The organism is Halovulum dunhuangense (genome assembly GCF_013093415.1).
In the GTDB taxonomy this organism is placed as follows: domain Bacteria; phylum Pseudomonadota; class Alphaproteobacteria; order Rhodobacterales; family Rhodobacteraceae; genus Halovulum; species Halovulum dunhuangense.
Genome location: NZ_JABFBC010000002.1, coordinates 620102 through 638970, shown reverse-complemented (window position 1 = coordinate 638970; position 18869 = coordinate 620102). Strand labels below are relative to the sequence as shown.

15 protein-coding genes and 1 other RNA gene are annotated in these 18869 nt (G+C 69.4%); 7 read left to right on the top strand and 9 right to left on the bottom strand.

Annotation, left to right across the window (positions count from 1 at the left end; genetic code table 11):
- Positions 1 to 7 precede the first annotated feature (7 nt).
- A complete protein-coding gene (locus tag HMH01_RS13725) occupies positions 8 to 484 on the bottom strand; it encodes a GNAT family N-acetyltransferase (protein ID WP_171326334.1) in 477 nt (158 codons plus the stop codon).
- An 88-nt stretch (positions 485 to 572) separates the two neighbouring features.
- Here HMH01_RS13725 and HMH01_RS13720 point away from each other — a divergent pair, with 88 nt between their 5' ends.
- Positions 573 to 4199: a hydantoinase B/oxoprolinase family protein gene (locus HMH01_RS13720; protein WP_171326333.1), complete on the top strand. Its 3627-nt coding sequence runs from the start codon at positions 573 to 575 to the stop codon at positions 4197 to 4199.
- Between the two features lie 85 nt (positions 4200 to 4284).
- Here HMH01_RS13720 and HMH01_RS13715 read toward each other — a convergent pair whose 3' ends face one another.
- The 5 genes from HMH01_RS13715 to HMH01_RS13695 form a co-directional block, all read right to left on the bottom strand.
- The gene (locus tag HMH01_RS13715) at positions 4285 to 5883 is read right to left on the bottom strand and encodes an ABC transporter ATP-binding protein (RefSeq protein WP_171326332.1); all 1599 of its coding nucleotides are present in this window, start codon (positions 5881 to 5883) and stop codon (positions 4285 to 4287) included.
- Positions 5880 to 6989, bottom strand: coding sequence for an ABC transporter permease (locus HMH01_RS13710; RefSeq protein WP_171326331.1), 1110 nt, complete (start codon positions 6987 to 6989; stop codon positions 5880 to 5882). The genes HMH01_RS13715 and HMH01_RS13710 overlap by 4 nt, the downstream gene beginning before the upstream one ends.
- The gene (locus tag HMH01_RS13705) at positions 6989 to 8068 is read right to left on the bottom strand and encodes a microcin C ABC transporter permease YejB (RefSeq protein ID WP_171326330.1); all 1080 of its coding nucleotides are present in this window, start codon (positions 8066 to 8068) and stop codon (positions 6989 to 6991) included. Before HMH01_RS13705 ends, HMH01_RS13710 begins: the two co-directional genes overlap by 1 nt.
- Positions 8069 to 8075: 7 nt before the next feature.
- Entirely contained in the window at positions 8076 to 10004 is a 1929-nt protein-coding gene (locus HMH01_RS13700; RefSeq protein WP_171326329.1) for an extracellular solute-binding protein, read from the bottom strand.
- A gap of 193 nt (positions 10005 to 10197) precedes the next feature.
- Positions 10198 to 10719 (bottom strand): c-type cytochrome, encoded by a 522-nt coding sequence (locus HMH01_RS13695; RefSeq protein ID WP_171326328.1) that lies wholly within the window; start codon positions 10717 to 10719, stop codon positions 10198 to 10200.
- Between the two features lie 122 nt (positions 10720 to 10841).
- Between HMH01_RS13695 and HMH01_RS13690 the strand changes: the two genes are divergently transcribed.
- On the top strand, positions 10842 to 11696 hold the full coding sequence (locus HMH01_RS13690; protein WP_171326327.1) for a prephenate dehydratase: 855 nt from the start codon (positions 10842 to 10844) through the stop codon (positions 11694 to 11696).
- A 6-nt stretch (positions 11697 to 11702) separates the two neighbouring features.
- Here HMH01_RS13690 and nudC read toward each other — a convergent pair whose 3' ends face one another.
- Positions 11703 to 12671 (bottom strand): NAD(+) diphosphatase, encoded by a 969-nt coding sequence (gene nudC / locus HMH01_RS13685; RefSeq protein ID WP_171326326.1) that lies wholly within the window; start codon positions 12669 to 12671, stop codon positions 11703 to 11705.
- Between the two features lie 98 nt (positions 12672 to 12769).
- On the opposite strand from nudC, the gene ffs reads away from it, so the two are divergent.
- An RNA gene (ffs, locus tag HMH01_RS13680) (signal recognition particle sRNA small type) lies at positions 12770 to 12866 on the top strand.
- A gap of 19 nt (positions 12867 to 12885) precedes the next feature.
- Here ffs and HMH01_RS13675 read toward each other — a convergent pair.
- Complete coding sequence (locus HMH01_RS13675; protein WP_171326325.1) at positions 12886 to 13479, bottom strand: Hint domain-containing protein; 594 nt, start codon at positions 13477 to 13479, stop codon at positions 12886 to 12888.
- A 239-nt stretch (positions 13480 to 13718) separates the two neighbouring features.
- Between HMH01_RS13675 and HMH01_RS13670 the strand changes: the two genes are divergently transcribed.
- The 3 genes from HMH01_RS13670 to recR all read left to right on the top strand — a co-directional run bounded on the left by HMH01_RS13670 (position 13719) and on the right by recR (position 16542).
- Positions 13719 to 15491 carry a DNA polymerase III subunit gamma/tau gene (locus HMH01_RS13670; RefSeq protein ID WP_171326324.1) on the top strand — a complete coding sequence of 591 codons (1773 nt, stop codon included), beginning with the start codon at positions 13719 to 13721 and terminating at the stop codon, positions 15489 to 15491.
- An 84-nt stretch (positions 15492 to 15575) separates the two neighbouring features.
- Positions 15576 to 15920: a YbaB/EbfC family nucleoid-associated protein gene (locus HMH01_RS13665; protein ID WP_171326323.1), complete on the top strand. Its 345-nt coding sequence runs from the start codon at positions 15576 to 15578 to the stop codon at positions 15918 to 15920.
- A 22-nt stretch (positions 15921 to 15942) separates the two neighbouring features.
- On the top strand, positions 15943 to 16542 hold the full coding sequence (gene recR / locus HMH01_RS13660) for a recombination mediator RecR (RefSeq protein WP_171326322.1): 600 nt from the start codon (positions 15943 to 15945) through the stop codon (positions 16540 to 16542).
- A 1-nt stretch (position 16543) separates the two neighbouring features.
- On the opposite strand, the gene HMH01_RS13655 is transcribed toward recR, so the two are convergent.
- Positions 16544 to 17485 carry a DMT family transporter gene (locus tag HMH01_RS13655; protein ID WP_171326321.1) on the bottom strand — a complete coding sequence of 314 codons (942 nt, stop codon included), beginning with the start codon at positions 17483 to 17485 and terminating at the stop codon, positions 16544 to 16546.
- Between the two features lie 194 nt (positions 17486 to 17679).
- Between HMH01_RS13655 and HMH01_RS13650 the strand changes: the two genes are divergently transcribed.
- Entirely contained in the window at positions 17680 to 18852 is a 1173-nt protein-coding gene (locus HMH01_RS13650; protein ID WP_171326320.1) for an efflux RND transporter periplasmic adaptor subunit, read from the top strand.
- Positions 18853 to 18869 lie beyond the last annotated feature (17 nt).

Sequence of the window (18869 nt, the reverse complement as noted above, 5' to 3'; positions counted from 1 at the left end):
AGACGGATCAGAGCAGTTTCTGCAACAGGACCAGGTCCAGCCAGCGGTCGAACTTGCGCCCGACTTCCGGCAGCCGCCCGACCTCGCGGTAGCCCTGCCGCCCGAAAAAGCGCAGGCCGGCGCCATTCTCGGCCGAAACGCCCGCGACCAGCGCATGATGGCCGCAGTCCCGCGCCGCCCCTTCCAGCGCCGCCATCAGGGCCGCCCCGGTGCCCCTGCCGCGCTGCGCCGGCGCAAGGATCAGCGTGAACTCGCCCGCGTGGCGATAGCCGGGCCCGTTGCGGAACTGGAACACGCAGCCGAAACCGGCAACCTTTCGATCCTCCTCGACCACGCGCCAGGCCTCGGGGTTGATCGCGGCCGCAAGCCCGGCCTCAGACTTTTCGTCGGTGGTAAAGGTGATGGTCGTCTCGCGGATCACCGGGTTCCAGATCGCCGCGATGGGCGCGGCATCCTCGGGGCGGGCAGGGCGGATAAGGGGCATGGTGTCACCGGTTTTTCGCGCATCTGGATCAGATTGCGATACCGGCCGCAAGCGCCTATCCCTTGGGATGGGCTGAGCGGAGGATTGCATGGGCGCGTGGGATTTCTGGATCGACCGGGGCGGCACCTTTACCGACATCGTGGCGAAGGATCCCGAGGGCCGACTGTCCACCGCCAAGTATCTCTCGGAAAACCCCGAGGTCTATGACGACGCGGCGCTGCACGGCATCCGCCGCTTCCTCGGCCTCGGGCCGCGGGACAGGATCCCGCTCGCCCGCATCGGGTCGGTCAAGATGGGCACCACCGTCGCCACCAACGCCCTGCTGGAACGCAAGGGAGAGCCGCTGGTTCTGGTCACCACGCAGGGCCTGGGCCAGCAGCTGCGGCTGGGCTACCAGCATCGCCCCAAGCTGTTCGAGCGCCATATCCACCTGCCGGAAATGCTCTATTCCCGCGTGATCGAGGCGCGCGAGCGCGTCCGCGCCGACGGCACCGTCGAGGTGCCGCTGGACGAGGGGCACCTGCGCGCTTCCCTGTCGGAGGCGCGCGCCACAGGCCTCGATGCCTGCGCGATCGTCTTCGTGCACGGCTATCGCCACCGCGCGCACGAGGCCGCCGCCGGGCGCATCGCGCGCGATCTGGGCTTTGCGCAGGTCTCGGTCAGCCACGAGGTCAGCCCGCTGATGAAGATGGTCAGCCGCGGCGACACCACCGTGGTGGACGCCTACCTCACCCCCATCCTGCGCCGCTACGTCGACCGCGTCGCCGCCGCCTTCGACGGCGATCCGGGCGGGCGGCTGATGTTCATGCAATCCTCGGGCGGGCTGACGGACGCGCAGCTCTTCCAGGGCAAGGACGCGATCCTGTCTGGCCCCGCGGGCGGCGTCGTCGGCGCCGTGCGCAGTTCCGCCATAGCCGGCGAGAAGCGGATCATCGGCTTCGACATGGGCGGCACCTCGACCGACGTGTGCCATTACGCGGGCGACTACGAGCGGGTGCTGAACACAGAAGTCGCCGGCGTGCGCATCACCGCGCCGATGATGCACATCCACACGGTCGCGGCGGGCGGCGGATCACTCCTGACCTTCGACGGCACGCGCATGCGGGTCGGCCCCGAAAGCGCCGGCGCCAATCCCGGCCCCGCCTGCTACGGGCGCGGCGGGCCGCTTGCCGTGACGGACGCGAACGTGCTGACCGGGCGGCTGCTCCCCGAGTTCTTCCCGGCCATCTTCGGCCCCGAGGCGGACCGGCCGCTCGACGTGGCGGCCACGCGGGCGAAGTTCGAGACGCTGGCCGCTGAAATCGGCATGAGCCCCGAGGCCGCGGCCGAGGGCTTCCTGACCATCGCCGTCGAGAACATGGCCAACGCCGTGAAGAAGATCTCCGTCCAGCGCGGCCACGATGTCAGCGGCTACTGCCTGACGGTGTTCGGCGGGGCCGGCGCGCAGCATGCCTGCGCCATCGCCGACACGCTGGGCATGACGCGCTGCCTGGTGCATCCGCTCGCCTCGCTCCTTTCGGCCTATGGCATGGGGCTGGCCGACATCCGCGCCACCCGCTCCGAGGCGGTGGAGGCGCCGCTCGACGCGACCGGCCGGCTTGCTGCGGCGGCGCGGCTCGACGGGCTGGGCTCGGCCGTTCTGACCGAGGTGGAGGGGCAGGGCGTGCCCGAGGCGCGGATCGCTCTTGCCATGACGCTGCACCTGAAGGTGAAGGGAACCGACACCGCGCTGCCGATCCCCTTCGGCGACCTGGACGAGATGCGCGCGGCCTTTGCCACGGCCCACCGCGCCCGCTTCGGCTTCGATCCGGGCGATGTCCCGCTGGTCATCGAGGCCGTCACCGCCGAAGCGGTGGGTGCCGCCGGCGACATGGCCGAGATGGAAAACCCGACCGAGGAACGCCCCGAGGATGCCTTTGACACCGCACTCACAGCCCCCGTCTTCATCGCGGGCGACTGGCGCGACTGCCGTTTCGTCCGCCGCGAGGCGATGCGCCCCGGCGACCGCCTGACCGGACCCGCGGTGCTGGTCGAGCCGCACACCTCGATCCTGGTCGAACCCGGCTGGCAGGCGCGGATCACGGCGCATGACCACGTCTCGCTGGTGCGCATCGAGACGCGGCCGAAGCGGATTGCCGTGGGGACCGAGGCCGACCCGATCATGCTCGAGGTGTTCAACAACCTCTACATGTCGATCGCCGAGCAGATGGGCGCGGTGCTGGAAAACACCGCCGCCAGCGTCACCATCAAGGAACGGCTGGATTTCTCCTGCGCGGTCTTCGACGCCGCGGGCGACCTGATCGCCAACGCGCCCCACATGCCGGTGCACCTGGGGTCCATGGGGGCCAGCGTGAAGGCCATCATCGCCCAGAACCCCGACATGGTTCCGGGCGACGTCTATTGCCTGAACGCGCCCTACAACGGCGGCACCCATCTGCCCGACATCACCGTGGTCACACCGGTCTGGGACGACGCGGGCAAGCGCGTGCTGTTCTTCAACGCCGCCCGCGGGCATCACACCGACGTGGGCGGGCTGACCCCCGGATCCATGCCGCCCGACAGCCGCACCATCCATGACGAAGGCGCCTATATCGACAACTGGAAACTGGTCGATCGCGGCCGCTTCCGCGAGGCCGAGACCCGCGACCTGCTGACCTCCGGCCGCTGGCCGGTACGCGCGGTGGACATCAACATCGCGGACCTGAAAGCGCAGGTCGCCTCGTGCGAGAAGGGGGCGCAGGAATTGCGGCGCATGGTGGCCCAGTTCGGCCTGCCCGTGGTCGAGGCCTACATGCGCCACGTCCAGGACAACGCCGAGGAATGCGTGCGCCGCGCCATAGCCACCCTGCGCGACGCGGAATACGTCTATCCCATGGACCCGGATTTCGACGGCACGCCCCGCGAGGTGCGGGTCCGCATCACCGTCGACCCCGCCGACCGCTCGGCCGTGATCGACTTCACCGGCACGACGCCCCAGCTTGCCACCAACTACAACGCGCCCGAGCCCGTCACCATGGCGGCCGTGCTCTATGTCTTCCGGCTGCTCGTCGATGACGACATCCCGATGAACGAAGGGGTGATGAAACCGCTCAGGGTGATCCTGCCCGGGGGCACCATGCTCAGCCCCGAATACCCGGCCGCGGTGATCGCCGGCAATGTCGAGACGAGCCAGGCCGTCACCTCGGCGCTGCTGCTGGCGCTGGGCGTGCAGGCGGCGGCGCAGTCCTCGATGAACAACACCACCTGGGGCAATGCCCGCCACCAGTATTACGAGACGATCTGCGGCGGCTCGGGCGCGGGGCGGCTGGCCGATGGCGCTGGCCATCCCGGCACCTCGGGGGTGCATACCCACATGACCAACTCGCGCCTGACCGACCCGGAGGTGCTGGAATGGCGCTTCCCGGTGGTGCTGGAGGAGTTTTCCATCCGCAAGGGTTCCGGCGGGGCGGGGCGCTGGCGCGGCGGCGACGGGACGCGGCGGCGCACCCGGTTTCTGGAACCGATGACGCTGGCACTGTTGGGCGGCCACCGGGTGGTGCCGCCGCCGGGGCTGGAAGACGGCGGGCCGGGCGCCCCGGGCCGCTCGCGCGTGGTGCGCGCGGACGGACGGGTTGAGGACCTGCGCTCGGCCGACCGGACGGAAGTGGGGCCCGGCGATGTCTACTGGCTCGACACGCCCTCGGGCGGGGGGTTCACCCCGTCGGACGGGCACTGACCCGAGGCATGCGCGCCTGGCCGTCGCCGGATGCCTCCGGCGGGGATATTTGAGGAAAGTGGAAGGCGGGGGCGGGGCGCCCGCCTCAGGCGCTGCGCGAGACGCCCTTGCCGAAGGCCGCCTCCAGCAGGGTGCGCGTGTAGGGGTTGCGGGGGGTTTCGAAGATCTCGGCCCCGCTGCCCTGTTCCACCACGTCGCCCTGCTTCATCACGACGACCCGGTGGCTGAGCGCGCGCACCACCCGCAGGTCGTGGCTGATGAAGATATAGGCCAGCCCGTGCCGGCGTTGCAGGCTGCGCAGCAATTCCACGATCTGCACCTGCACCGTCATGTCGAGCGCCGAGGTCGGTTCGTCCAGCACCACCAGCTTCGGTTGCAGGATCATCGCCCGCGCGATGGCGATGCGCTGACGCTGCCCGCCGGAGAATTCGTGCGGGTAGCGGTCCATCGCGGCCGGGTCGAGCCCCACCTCGGCCATGATCGCGGCCACCAGCTCGCGCGGCTTGCCGGGGCGTTCGTGCACCGTCAGCCCCTCGGCGATGATCTGGCCCACGGTCATGCGCGGGCTGAGCGACCCGAAGGGATCCTGGAACACCATCTGGATGTCGGCGCGCAGCGGGCGCAACTCGCGGTTCCTGAGCCCGTCCACGTTGCGGCCCATGAACACGATCGGCCCCTCGGACGAGATCAGCCGCATGATGGCCAGCGCGAGCGTCGTCTTGCCCGAGCCCGACTCGCCCACGATGCCCAGCGTCTCGCCGGCGCGCACGCTGATGCTGGCCGCGTTCACCGCCTTGATGTGGCCCACCGTCCTGCGCAGAAGGCCGCGCCGGATCGGGAACCATACGCGCAGATCCTCGGTGCGCACCACCTCGGGCGGGTCGCCGGCGACCGGCTCGGGCGCGCCCTTCGGCTCGGCGCTCAGCAGCTTGATCGTGTAGGGGTGCTGGGGGTTGGCAAAGATCTCGGCGGTGGGGCCCTGTTCCACGATCTGCCCGTCCTGCATCACGCAGACCCGGTCTGCGATCTTGCGCACGATGCCCAGGTCATGGGTGATGAACAGCATCGCCATCCCCTCGGCGCGCTGCACCTCGGCGATCAGCTCGAGGATCTGCGCCTCGATCGTCACGTCGAGCGCGGTGGTGGGCTCGTCCGCGATCAGCAGCTTCGGGCCGTTCGCCAGCGCCATGGCGATCATCACCCGCTGCCGCTGCCCGCCCGACAACTGGTGCGGATAGGCGGTGAGGCGGGTTTCCGGATCGTCGATGCCGACGCGCGCCAGCAGCTCGACCGAGCGGGCGCGCGCCGCCTCCTTGCGCAGGCCCTGGTGCAGCGCCAGCGCCTCGCCCAGTTGCCGCTCAAGCGTGTGAAGCGGGTTGAGCGAAGTCATGGGCTCCTGGAAGATGAAGCTGACGTCGTTGCCGCGCACCTTGCGCAGGGTGGCGTCCGATGCTGTCAGCATCTCCTGCCCGTCATAGGTGACGCTGCCGCCCAATGTCGCGCTGTCGGGCAGCAGCCGCACGGTCGAGAGCGCCGAGACCGACTTGCCGGAACCCGACTCGCCCACCAGCGCCACCGTCTCGCCGGTGCGCACCTCGAAGCTGATGCCGCGCACCGCCGGCACCGTCTTGCCGTCCTGGGCGAAGGTGACGGTCAGGTCGCGGACCTCGAGAAGCGCGCTCATGCGAAGGTCTTTCTGGGGTCGAAGGCGTCGCGCACCCCCTCGAAGATGAACACCATCAGCGACAGCAGCAGCGTCAGCGTGACGAAGGCCGAGATCGCCAGGTGCGGGCTGGTCAGGTTGTTCTTGCCCTGAAGCGCCAGCTCTCCCAGCGACGGGTAGGAGGGGGGCAGCCCGAAGCCCAGGAAATCCAGCCCCGTCAGCGTGCCGAGCGCCGCCGTGATCAGGAACGGCAGCAGCGTCACGGTCGCCACCATCGCGTTGGGCAGGACATGGCGGAACATGATCGTGCCGTCCGACACGCCCAGCGCGCGCGCGGCGCGGACATACTCGAAGTTGCGCGCGCGCAGGAATTCCGCGCGCACCACCCCCACCAGGGCCGTCCAGGAAAAGAGCACGATCAGCACCGTCAGCAGCGTGAAGTTCATGGTAAAGATCGCGCCCATGATGATGATGACGTAAAGCGCGGGCGTCGCGGCCCAGATCTCGATCAGCCGCTGGAAGATGAGATCCAGCCAGCCGCCGAAATAGCCCTGCACCGCGCCCGCCGCGACCCCCATCACCGACGAGCAGAAGGTCACCACCAGCGCGAAGATCACCGAGATGCGGAAGCCGTAGATCACCCGGGCCAGCACGTCGCGGGTCTGGTCGTCGGTGCCCAGCCAGTGGTTCGCGTCGGGCGGCGAGGGCGCGCGTTCCACGTCGTAGTTGATCGTGTTGAAGGAATAGGGGATCGGCGGCCAGAGCATCCAGCCCGACTCCACCGCCTGCCCCTCGAAGCTGCCCGAGGCGGCCTCCATGCGCACGCCCTCGGGGTCGTCGAAGCAGGCCTCCAGCCCCCCGGTCTCGATCAGGCAGCCGATCACCGGGTCCAGGTAGTCGGGCGCGGTCGCGAAATCCCCGCCGAAGGTGGTCTCGGGATAGAAGGTGAAGACCGGCGTGTAGAGATCGCCGCGATAGGACACCAGGAGCGGCTTGTCGTTCGCGATGAGTTCCGCGAACAGGCAGAGCACGAACAGCACCGAGAATATGATCAGCGACCAGTAGGCGCGGCGGTTGTTGCGGAAGTTCCGCCAGCGGCGCTGGTTCAGCGGGTCGAGGCGGAGCATCAGGTCTCCCGTGTCTCGAAGTCTATGCGGGGGTCGACCCAGACATACATCAGGTCGGACAGGATGCCGATCAGAAGCCCGATCAGCCCGAAGAAGTAAAGCGTGCCGAACACCACCGGGTAGTCGCGGTTGAGCACGCTCTCGAAGCCGAGCCGCCCCAGCCCGTCGAGCGAGAACACCACCTCGATGATCAGCGAGGCGCCGAACAGCACCGACAGGAACAGCCCCGGAAAGCCCGCGATGATGATGAGCATGGCGTTGCGGAACACATGGCCGTAAAGCACCCGGGACTCGGAAAGGCCCTTGGCGCGGGCGGTCACGACATACTGCTTCTTGATCTCGTCCAGGAACGAGTTCTTGGTCAGCAGCGTCAGCGTCGCAAAGGCCCCGATCGTGGCCGCCGTCACCGGCAGCGCGATGTGCCACAGGTAGTCGGTGATCTTGCCCCAGAGGGTGAAGTTCTCCCACCCGTCCGAAGTCAGGCCGCGCAGCGGAAACCACTGGAAATACGACCCGCCCGCGAACAGCACCAGCAGCATGATCGCGAACAGGAAGCCCGGGATCGCATAGGCCGCGATGATCAGCCCGCTGGTCCAGGTGTCGAAGCGAGAGCCGTCGCGCACCGCCTTGCGGATGCCCAGCGGGATCGACACCAGGTACGCGATCAGCGTGGACCACAGCCCCAGCGTGATCGACACCGGCAGCTTTTCCAGCACCAGGTCCACCACCGAGATCGAGCGGAAATAGCTCTCGCCGAAGTCGAACTGGATGTAGTTCCACAGCATGATGGCAAAGCGTTCCCAGGCCGGCTTGTCGAAGCCGAACTGGCGTTCCAGGTCCTCGATGAAGTCCGGCGGCAGGCCGCGCGCGCCGATGTATTCGCTGTCGCCCCCGCCGCCCGACACTTCGGCCCCGCCGCCCGAGATGCGGTCGGTGGCGGAACCGGATTGTTCGATCTGCGCTATGACCTGCTCGATCGGGCCGCCCGGCACGAACTGCACCAGCGCGAAGTTGATCAGCATGATCCCGAACAGCGTCGGGACGATCAGCAGCAGCCGTCGAAGGATATAGGCGCCCATGGGTCTATCAGCGCAGCGGTGCGCCGGCGGCCTTCAGCGCGTCGTATTTTTCCTGGTCGAACCACCAGTAGGCATCGCCGCGGGCATAGGGCGGCTTGACCTCGGGCCGGCCGAAGATGTCCCAGTAGGCGACGTTGTGGCTGGCCTTGTACCAGTTGGGCACCCAGATGTGCATGTCGCGCAGCACCCGGTCGAGCGCGCGCACCGCCACCTCCATCTCGTCGCGGCTTTCCGCCTGGATCACCTTCTGGATCAGCGCGTCCACCACCGGGTCCGAGACGCCGGCGTAGTTCGCGGTGTCGGGCTCCATCGCCGATTGCGAGCCGAAGATCTGGCGCAGTTCCAGCCCCGGCGTCAGCGACATCACCAGCCGGCCCGGCACCAGGTCGTAATCCCGGTCCTTCAGCCGCTGCTGCCCCTGCGAGGGATCGACCAGCGTCAGCCGCGCGTCGATGCCGATGCGCTTCAGGTTCTCGACGAACGGGTTGATGATCCGCTCGAAGGCGGCGCTGTCGTCCATGACCTCGACGGTCAGCGTCTCTCCGGCGGCGTTCTTGCGGATGCCGTCCACGATGGTCCAGCCGGCGTCCTCAAGCAGGTTCGACGCCTGCCGGATCGCGGCCCGGTCGGTCCGCTCGGGCCGGTTGACCGCAGGGGTGAAGGCGGGCTCGGTGAAGATGCGCTCGGGCAGCTGGTCGCGATACTCCTCCAGCAGCGCAAGCTCCGCCCCTTCGGGCAGCCCCTCGGCCTGCATGGGCGAGTTCTCCCAGAAGCTGTCGGTGCGCTCGTAAAGCCCGTAGAACAGCGTCTCGTTCGACCATTCGAAGTTGAACATCAGCCCGATCGCCTGGCGCACGCGCGGGTCCTGGAACTTGTCGCGGCGCAGGTTGATCCAGAAGCCCTGCGTCCCCGAGGGGCGGTTGTCCGGGATCGCCTCCTGCTTCACCCAGCCGCGCTCGATCGCGGGGAAGTTGTAATCCACCGCCCAGGTCTTCGAGGTGAATTCCTCGTGCAGGTAGTACTGCCCGGCCTTGAACGCCTCGAAGCCGGCGGTGCGGTCGGCGAAATACTCGTAGACGATGCACTCGAAATTGTTGGCGCCCACGTTCACCGGATGCTCCCAGCCCCAGTAGTCGGGGTTGCGGCAATAGGTGATCGACTGCCCGGGCTGCGCATCGCGCACCACATAGCCGCCCGAACTGACCGGCGGCGTCATCGTCGACTCCGCGAAGTCCACATCCGCGTAATAATGCTCCGGCAGGATCGAGATGCCGCCCGCCTGCTGGATCAGTTCCCGCGTGGACGCGCCCTCGCGGAAGGCGAACTTCACCCGGTGCGTGTCCAGCGCCTCGACGCTCTCGAAATCCTGGAAGCTGATGCGATAGGCGGGATGCCCCTTCTCCTGCAACACGTTGTAGGTGAACACCACGTCCGACGCCTCGATCGGCTCGCCGTCCGAAAAGCGGGCGTCGGGGTTCATGTTGAAGATCACCCAGCTCCGGTCCTCGGGGTATTCCATGCTTTGCGCGATCAGCCCGTAGGCGCTGGCGGGCTCGTCCGCGGATCCCACCAGCAGGCTGTCATGCAGCAGCCCCAGCCCCTGCGCCGGAACGCCCTTCAGGATGAACGGGTTGAGGCTGTCGAAGGTGGTCGACGCCCCGGTGCCCACGAATCGCATGGTGCCGCCCAGCGGCGCGTCCGGGTTGACGTAATCGAAATGCGGAAAGTCGGGGCCGTATTTCAGATCCCCGAACACCGATATCCCGTGCGAGGTGATCGTCTCCGCGCCCTCGTGCTCGCTGCCCCAGGCGGGCCGCAGCGTCAGGCCCAGCGCCAGCAGCCCCAGCGCGGGCAGAAGCCACAGCGCGCGGGGCAGGGGACCGGGGGCCGCGTCGGCCTGGGCCTTGGCTCGGGTTTCGGCACGGGGACGGCTCATCGGGGACCTCTCTCTGCGACCGGTTCGGGTGTCAGAGTAATGTCATTTGCCCCGTGGTAAAGGCGAAAGCCCGCGGCGTGGCCCGCATCCGCAGGACTTCGCGGGAGTTTGATCGCCCCCCGGGCGAACCGCCGCTCCGAAATGCGAAAGGCCGCCCGAAGGCGGCCTCTCAGGCATCGGGTTCCGGGGCGTCTCAGCCGCCGACGGACTCGAGATAGGCGATCAGGTTGGCGCGATCCTCGATGTCCGCCATGCCGCGATAGGCCATCTTGGTGCCCGGCACATAGTCGCTCGGCGCCAGCAGGAACGCGTTCAGGTTCTCGGGCGTCCATGCGTCGCCATGGCCCGCCATCGCGTCCGAATAGGCATAGTCGCCGACCGCGCCGATATCCCGGCCGACCACGTTGTAAAGATGCGGGCCGACCGCGTTGGCGCCATCCTCAAGCCGGTGGCACGCCGCGCAGGCCCGGAACAGACGCTCGCCCGCGCCGGCATCCGCCTCGGCGTAGAGGCTGGCGAAATCGACTTCCTCGACCGGCTCATCGGTCGCTTCCGCCGGCTCCGCTTCCGCGACCTCGATCACATAGGCGTTGGCGTGCTCCTCGCCGTGGCCGCCCGAATGGATGATCGACTCCGCGCCGGTCTTGATCAGAAGAAACACGAGCAGGCTGCCGCAGAGCCCGCCGACGATCTTGGTGATTTCCATCGTGTTCATGCTGGTTCGTCCCGCATCTGGTCTGGTCGCGTCGGCCTTTCCGCCGCGTTGCGGGGTATCTATCCGCTTCCCCCGCCCCTTCGCAAGGTATAGAAGGCGCGACCAAACGACAGGGGCGGAATATGGCGGAAACGAATACCGGCGGCATCATTTCCTATCAGGGCGAACCGGGGGCCTATTCGCACCAGGCCTGCCTCGAGGCGGTCCCCGACATGGAGCCGATGGCCGCCACCACCTTCGAGGGCGCCATCGACCTGGTCCGCGACGGCACCGCCCGCATGGCGATGATCCCGGTCGAGAACTCCACCTATGGCCGGGTCGCCGACGTCCACCAGCTGCTGCCCGAATCCGGCCTGCACATCGTGGGCGAGCATTTCGTCCGCGTGCACATCAACCTGCTGGGCGTGCCGGGCGCCACGCTCGGCCAGGTGACGCGCGCCGAATCCCACCCGGTCCTGCTGGGCCAGTGCCGCGGCTTCCTGAAGGAACACGGCATCGCCCGCATCGCGGGCTACGACACCGCCGGCGCCGCCAAGCATGTGCGCGAGGCGGGCGACCCCACGCTTGCGGCGCTGGCCTCGCCGCTGGCAGGGCGGATCTACGGCCTCGAGACGCTTTCCTCCGGGATCGAGGACAACAAGTCCAACACCACCCGCTTCCTGCTGATGGCGCCCCAGCCGACCACGATCCCCTCGGACGTGCCCTCGATCACCACGTTCCTGTTCCGCGTCCGCAACATCCCGGCCGCGCTCTACAAGGCGATGGGCGGGTTCGCGACCAACGGCGTCAACATGGTCAAGCTCGAAAGCTACATGCTGAACGGCTCGTTCACCGCGACGCAGTTCTACGCCGACATCGAGGGTCATCCCGACGATCCCGCCGTCGCCCGCGCCATGGAAGAGCTGCGCTACTTCACCTCCTACCTGAAGGTGCTCGGCACCTATCCGGCGGCGCTGGAGCGCAAGCAGGGCATCTGAGCCGCCTCAGCCCGGAACCCGGATCCGCCCCGCGAGCCACTCCTCGATCAGGTGATGCGCGATCGCGCCCCTGCGCGCGGGCCGGATCCGCGGGGTGGGGCTGATCCGCTCGGCCATGATCTCCTCGCGCGTCAGCCACATCGCATCCTCCAGCTCCGCCGGGTCCAGCGTGATCCGCTCCTCCAGCGCCACGCCCCAGCACCCGATCATCAGCGAGGCCGGGAACGGCCAGGGCTGGCTTGCGATGTAGCCGACCGCGCCCACCCGGATGCCGGTTTCCTCCTGCACCTCGCGGCGCACCGCCGCCTCGATGCTCTCGCCCGGCTCCATGAAGCCCGCCAGCAGCGAATACATTCCCTCGGGCCAGGCCGGCGAGCGGCCCAGCAGCACCCTCTCGCCATGCGTGATCAGCATGATGACCACCGGATCCGTGCGCGGGAAATGATGCGCGCCGCAGGTGCCGCAGCTTCGCCGCCACCCCGCAAGACTGACCGTGGACGGCGCCCCGCAGCGCGCGCAGTGCCGGTGGGTGTCGTGCCAGGCGAAGATGCCCTTCGCCACCGCCGCGTCGCCCGCATCGTCGGGATCCAGCAGCGCCATGGTGGCCCGCAGGTCCAGGAACGCCTGGTCGGCCGCCATCGCCGGGTGCCGGTTCGCGCTGGTGTCGATGAACCGCGCCATCGCCGCCTCGTCCGCCGCCGGATCCGCCCAGGCCGAGATGTCATGCGCGAATCGCGGCGCGCCATCCTCCAGCCCCAGGAAGATCGGCGCCTCCGCCGCCTCCTGGAGGATCGGCGCCTCCATCGCCAGCCACGCCAGGCGCGGCGCCGCCTCGCCCGTGAACAGCGGCTTGCCGCGCCAGAACACGCAGCTGCGCGCCCCCGGCGCCGCCATCAGCCCCGCCGCGCCCTCGCGCAGATGCGCCGCCCGGTCGATCCGCCCGCCGCCGAATAGTATCCCGCCCTGTCCCTGCATGCCCGTCCTCTTCCCTTTGGGCAGCATCTAGCGCCTCGGCAGCCCGAGGGGAATGGGTGCGGCTTGTCACTGGCGGGCGGGATGCGTATATGAGGCGCGAGAGGTTGGCGCGGGCGGACGCCTCGCCAATCCGGTCAGGTCCGGAAGGAAGCAGCCGTAACGAGTCCCGTTCGGGTCGTGTTCCAGCCTCTCACCTCTCTCTCCCCCCCACAGGCTATTCCGCCGCCGTCGCGCGCGCCCTTGTGGCGCGTGGCGCCACGCGCCGGGCCGGGGGACCATAGGCTGCGACATCGCCCTCCAGTTCCGGCAGCGCGGCCAGGATCTCCGTCAGCAGCGCGGCATGCCCGCCATCCTGCGCCAGCCGCGGCAGGTGCAGGCTTTCGCAGGGCAGGCCGCCGCACCAGACGATCTCGTGCTTCTCGAACACCAGGGCGTACCAGCCCAGCCCCTCCGGCGCCGCCAGCACGCGCCGGCCCGGCGTCACGCTGCGCGCCGGCACCAGCACCTCGTCGCGCATTCCCATGGGCCCCAGGCGCGTCAGCATCCCCAGCGCGGGCGAGACGCGCAGCACGCCCGCCTCGCCGCAGGCAAGCTGCACCATCCGCCCGACCGGTAGCCGACCGATCCAGCGCAGCGGCTGCACGCCGCTGTCCATCGTGCGGATCATGTCGCCGGGCACCAGCGCCTCGACCGGAACGGGACCGTCCTGGGCCAGCACCCGCGTGCCCGCGGCAAGCGCGGGGGGCTGCTGCGCGAACGGCAATACGACGGCGCGGCAGGCCGCGGGGGCATGGGATCGGTGGGACATGAACGCTCCGACACTCGTTACAAGCGGGCACTGCGCCCGCGCGGACGGATGCGCTGCAAGAAACCGGACCATGAATTGCATCCCCGCGATGTGAACCGTGCGCTGCGATTCGCGCCGAATTGCGGCGCGTCCCGATCCCTGTTTGGCCGCAATGTGTTAACCAGGCCCTCATCGCGCCCGCGCGCGGCCCGGCGCAAGTTGCGGTTTTCCGGCCCCGGGAATCCTGCTAGCACGATGCCATGAGCGAACCCGACACCGCGCCCCGCCAGTATCAGGTGCTTGCCCGCAAATACCGGCCGGCAAGCTTTTCCGACCTGATCGGACAGGAGGCGATGGTCCGCACCCTGTCGAACGCCTTCGCGACCAACCGGATCGCCCATGCCTTCATCCTCACCGGCGTGCGCGGGGTGGGCAAGACCACCACCGCCCGGATCGTCGCCAAGGGGCTGAACTGCACCGGCGCCGACGGCCAGGGCGGCCCCACCATCGCGCCCTGCGGCCAGTGCGAGGCCTGCGTGTCGATCGCCGAGGGGCGCCATGTCGACGTGCTGGAAATGGACGCCGCCTCCCGCACCGGGGTGGGCGACATCCGCGAGATCATCGATTCGGTGCGCTACCGGGCGACGTCCGCCCGCTACAAGGTCTACATCATCGACGAGGTGCACATGCTCAGCACCTCGGCCTTCAACGCGCTGCTCAAGACGCTCGAGGAACCGCCCGAACATGTGAAGTTCCTCTTCGCCACCACCGAGATCCGCAAGGTGCCCGTCACCGTGCTGTCGCGCTGCCAGCGGTTCGACCTGCGCCGGATCGAGCCCGAGGTGATGATCGCGCATCTCGCGGGCATCGCCGGCAAGGAAGGGGTGGAGATCGAGGAGGCGGCGCTTGCCATGATCGCCCGCGCCGCCGAAGGCTCGGTGCGCGACGCGCTCAGCCTGCTCGACCAGGCCATCGCCCACGGGCAGGGCCGGGTCGATGCCACCCAGGTGCGCGCGATGCTGGGCCTGGCCGATCGTGGCCGGGTGATGGACCTGTTCGACATGGTGATGCGCGGCGACGCCGCCGGCGCGCTTCAGGAACTCTCGGCCCAGTATGCCGAGGGCGCCGACCCCGTGTCGGTCCTGCGCGACCTGGCCGAGGTCACGCACTGGGTCTCGCTGGTCAAGATCACCCCCGAGGCGGCCGAGGATCCCACCGTCAGCCCGGCCGAGCGGGATCGCGGCCGCGCGATGGCCGCGGACCTGTCGCTGCGCGGGCTGACCCGCATGTGGCAGATGTGCCTGAAGGCGCTGGAGGAAGTGTCCACCGCGCCCAGCCCGATGATGGCGGCGGAAATGGCGATCATCCGCATGACCCATGTCTCGGAACTGCCCACGCCGGGCGACCTGGTCCGCAAGCTCCAGGACGCGCCGCCCCTGCCGCAGGCGCACGCACCGCAAGCCTCCGCCCCCGGCGCAGGCCCGCGCGCCCGACAGGCTGCCCCGCCGCGCGCCACCCATGCCCCGGCTGTCCCCGGTGGCGCGGCCGTGGCGCAGCCCGCGCCCGTCGCCGCCTCGGCGACCTACCCTGATTTCGACGCGGTGGTGGACCTGATCCGCGCCCGCCGCGACATGCGCCTTCTGGTGGAGGTGGAGAACCATCTCCGCCTCGTCCACTACGCCCCCGGCCGGATCGAGTTCCAGCCCACCGGCGATGCGCCATCCGACCTTGCCGCGCGTCTGTCGCGCCAGCTTCAGGCCTGGACCGACATGCGCTGGGGCGTGTCGGTCGTCTCGGACGGCGGCGGCGAGACCATCGCCGAGACCCGCGCCGCGCGGCGCACCGACATGGTCGGCCAGGCCATGCGCCACCCGATGATGCAGGCGGTGCTCGCGTCCTTTCCGGGCGTGACCGACGCCCATGTCAGTGTGCACGAGCCGGTGCAGGCCGATCCGGGCGCGACCCAGGCCCCGATCGAGGATCCGGCCGAGGAATTCGGCGAGGACTGGGACCCGCTCGACGCCTTCGACTGAGCACGACCGGGGCCGCCGCGCTTGTCTGGCCGGGCCCGAGCGCGTATCTGGAACAGCACGCATACCGTCACCGGGGAGAGAACGATGCTCAAGGGACTGGGCCAGCTGGGCGACATGGCCAAGCTGATGAAGCAGGCGCAGGAAATGCAGGCGAAGATGGCCGAGGCGCAGGAATCGCTGGGCCGCATCGTGGTCGAGGGGCAGGCCGGCGCCGGTCTCGTCACCGCAAGCTGCACCGCCAAGGGGGAACTCACCGGGCTGTCGATCGACCCGTCGATCTTCAACCCCGACGACAAGGAAGTGGCCGAGGACCTGATCCTCGCCGCGATCAAGGACGCGCAGATGCGCGCCTCCGAAGCCGCCAACCGCGAGATGGCCAAGGTCACCGAGGGGCTCGACCTGCCGCCGGGCATGAAGCTGCCCTTCTGATCCGCGGACCCGGCAGGCGGACATGACCGAGGGCGGCAAGGAAATCGAACGCCTGATCGAGCTGATGGCGAGGCTTCCGGGCCTTGGCCCCCGCTCGGCCCGCCGGGCCGTCCTCGCGCTGATCAAGAAGCGCGAGATGCTGATGGACCCGCTCGCCCGCGCGCTGGCCGAGGTGGCCGCGACCGTGCGCGAATGCGAGATCTGCGGCAATATCGGCACCGGCCCGCGCTGCGCCATCTGCCTCGATCCCAAACGCTCCGACACCGAACTCTGCGTGGTCGAGGACGTGGCCGATCTCTGGGCGATGGAACGCGGCCGCAGCTTCCGCGGCCGCTATCACGTCCTGGGCGGCGTGCTCTCCGCGCTGGATGGCGTCGGCCCTGACGAACTGCGCATCCCCCGCCTGATCGCCCGCGTGGAAGAGGGCGCCATCGCCGAGGTGATCCTTGCGCTCAACGCCACCGTCGATGGCCAGACCACTGCCCACTACATCGCCGACCAGCTCGAATCCCTGCCGGTGGAACTGACCTCGCTCGCGCAGGGCGTGCCGGTCGGGGGCGAGTTGGACTATCTCGACGATGGCACGATTTCCGCCGCGCTCAGGGCGCGCAAGCGGCTCTGAGCTAGCCCGCGGCGCTTGCCGCCCGCGCGGCCCGCGCCTCGCGCCGCAAAGCCGCCTCCCGCCGCGCAAGATACAGCGTCGCCGCGATCACGATGGCCGCGCCCAGGATGGTATAGCCGTCGGGCACTTCCGCGAAGAACAGGAAACCCGCGCCCCCCATCAGCACCAGCCGCAGATAGGATACCGGCCCCACGACCGACGCATCCGCAATGCGATAGGACTGGATATCCGCAAGGCTGCGCACCGCCCCGCCCAGGATCACCACCAGCAGCATGCCCCAGACCCAGGGGCTGCCGGGCAGCTCCATCACCCCCGCCGACAGCGGCAGCGACGTCACCAGCATCACCACCGTGGCCGAGACGAAGGCCGCCTGCGTCCCGTCCGCCTGCGCCACCGCCCGGCTGAGCGACAGCGCCACCGCGAACATCGCGGACGATGCCAGCGCCGCCAGCATCGCCGGCTCCAGCGCGCCCGCGCCGGGCCGCAGGATCACCACCGCGCCCATGAACCCCACCAGCACCGCCGCCCAGCGCCGCGGGCCGACCCGCTCGCCCAGGAACAGCGCGCCGATCAGCGTGGCGAAGATGGGCGCCGTGAAGAACAGCACCGTCGCGGTGGCCAGCGGGATTTCCGCCAGCGTGTAGAACCCCAGATGCGTCGCGCCCCCGATCAGCACGCCCCGCAGCAGATGCAGCCACGGCCGCGAGAAGCGCAGCCGCCGCATCGACGGCATGAACAGAAGCATCGGCAGGAAACAGGCCACCGTGGCCGCCGCGCGCAGGGTCACGATCATCCGGCTGTCGATGGTCAGCGACATCTCTCGCACCGCGATCGACATGGCGCTTGCCCCCACGACAGATATCAGCGCCCAGCCGATGCCGCGCAGATTGTCGATCTGCGGTGCGGCGGCGGGGGTGGCGGGGGTGGTGGCGGCATTGGTCATGCCCCCTTGAGTAGGATCGGCCGATGCCCGCCGCAAGCGCAAACACCGCGCCGATGCGGCCCTACGCGCGGCCCCCGGTTTTCCGGCGTTCATGCCCCCTCACGTTTTTTTTCGTGTGGGTTCCCGCGGCTTGATACTATGTGTTGCCCCGAAGTCGTGGCGCGCAGCGACAGGCGCTGCACAAGGGGAACGACATGAACCTGATGAAACAGATCCTGCTGGGCCTCGTGGCCGTCGTTGCCGCCGTGGCGATCTGGGCCGTCTACGTCCCCGCGGCCGCGCCGTATCTCGAACGCGCCGGGATCTACGACCTTCTCGGCATGGACCCCCCCGCGGGCGATGCCCAGGCGGCCGGCGGGCGCGGCTTCGGCGGCGGCGGCGCGACCCAGGTCACCGTCGCCCTGGCCCAGGAAGGCCGCGTCAACGCCCGCGTCTCGGCCATCGGCGACGGGCGCGCCGAACGCTCCGTCACCGTCCGCTCCGAGGCGACAGGCCTGATCCAGGAACTCGCCGTCGCCCCCGGCCGCTACGTCGAGGCGGGCGCGCTGATCGCCCGGCTGAACGACGACGCCGAACGCATCGCGCTGGAACGCGCGCGCCTGATGGTCGCCGACGCATCCGAGGATGTCGAACGCCTGCGCCAGCTGCGCGCCTCCGGCTCGGTTCCGGCAATCCAGATCCGCGAGGCGGAACTGGCGCTGCGCACCGCCGAACTGGAAGTCGAGCAGGCGGAATTCGACCTTGAGCAGCGCCGCATCACCGCCCCCATCGCCGGCTGGTTCGGCCTGCTGGAAGTAGAGCAGGGCGACCGCATCGGCGCGCAGGACGCCATCGGCGTGATCACCGACCGCTCGCGCATCCAGATCGACTTCCGCGTGCCCGAACGCTTCATCGGCCAGCTTTCCATCGGCATGCCGATCGAGGTGACGCCGCTCGCCCGCCCCGACGACGTGCTGGTGGGGGAAATCGTCGCCCTCGACAACGTGGTGGACCGCGCCAGCCGCACGCTGCGGGTGCAGGGCCGGCTCGACAATGCCCAGGATACGCTCCGCGCCGGGCAGGCGTTTTCCGTGGCGCTCAGCTTCCCCGGCGAAAGCCTGCCTTCGGTCGATCCGCTGGCGATCCAGTGGTCGGGCGACGGCTCCTTCGTCTGGGTCGCCCGCGACGGCAAGGCAGAGCGCGTGCCGGTGGTGATCCGCCAGCGCAACAGCGACAGCGTGCTGGTCGAGGCGCCCATCGCCCCCGGCGACCAGGTCATCATCGAGGGCGTGCAGACCCTGCGCCCCGGCGCCGACATCGCCATCGTGACCGGCGCTTCCGCCACGCTCGCTCCGCAGGCCGCCGCCCCGGCGCCGCGCGACATCTGATCCCGGCAGGAAAGGGG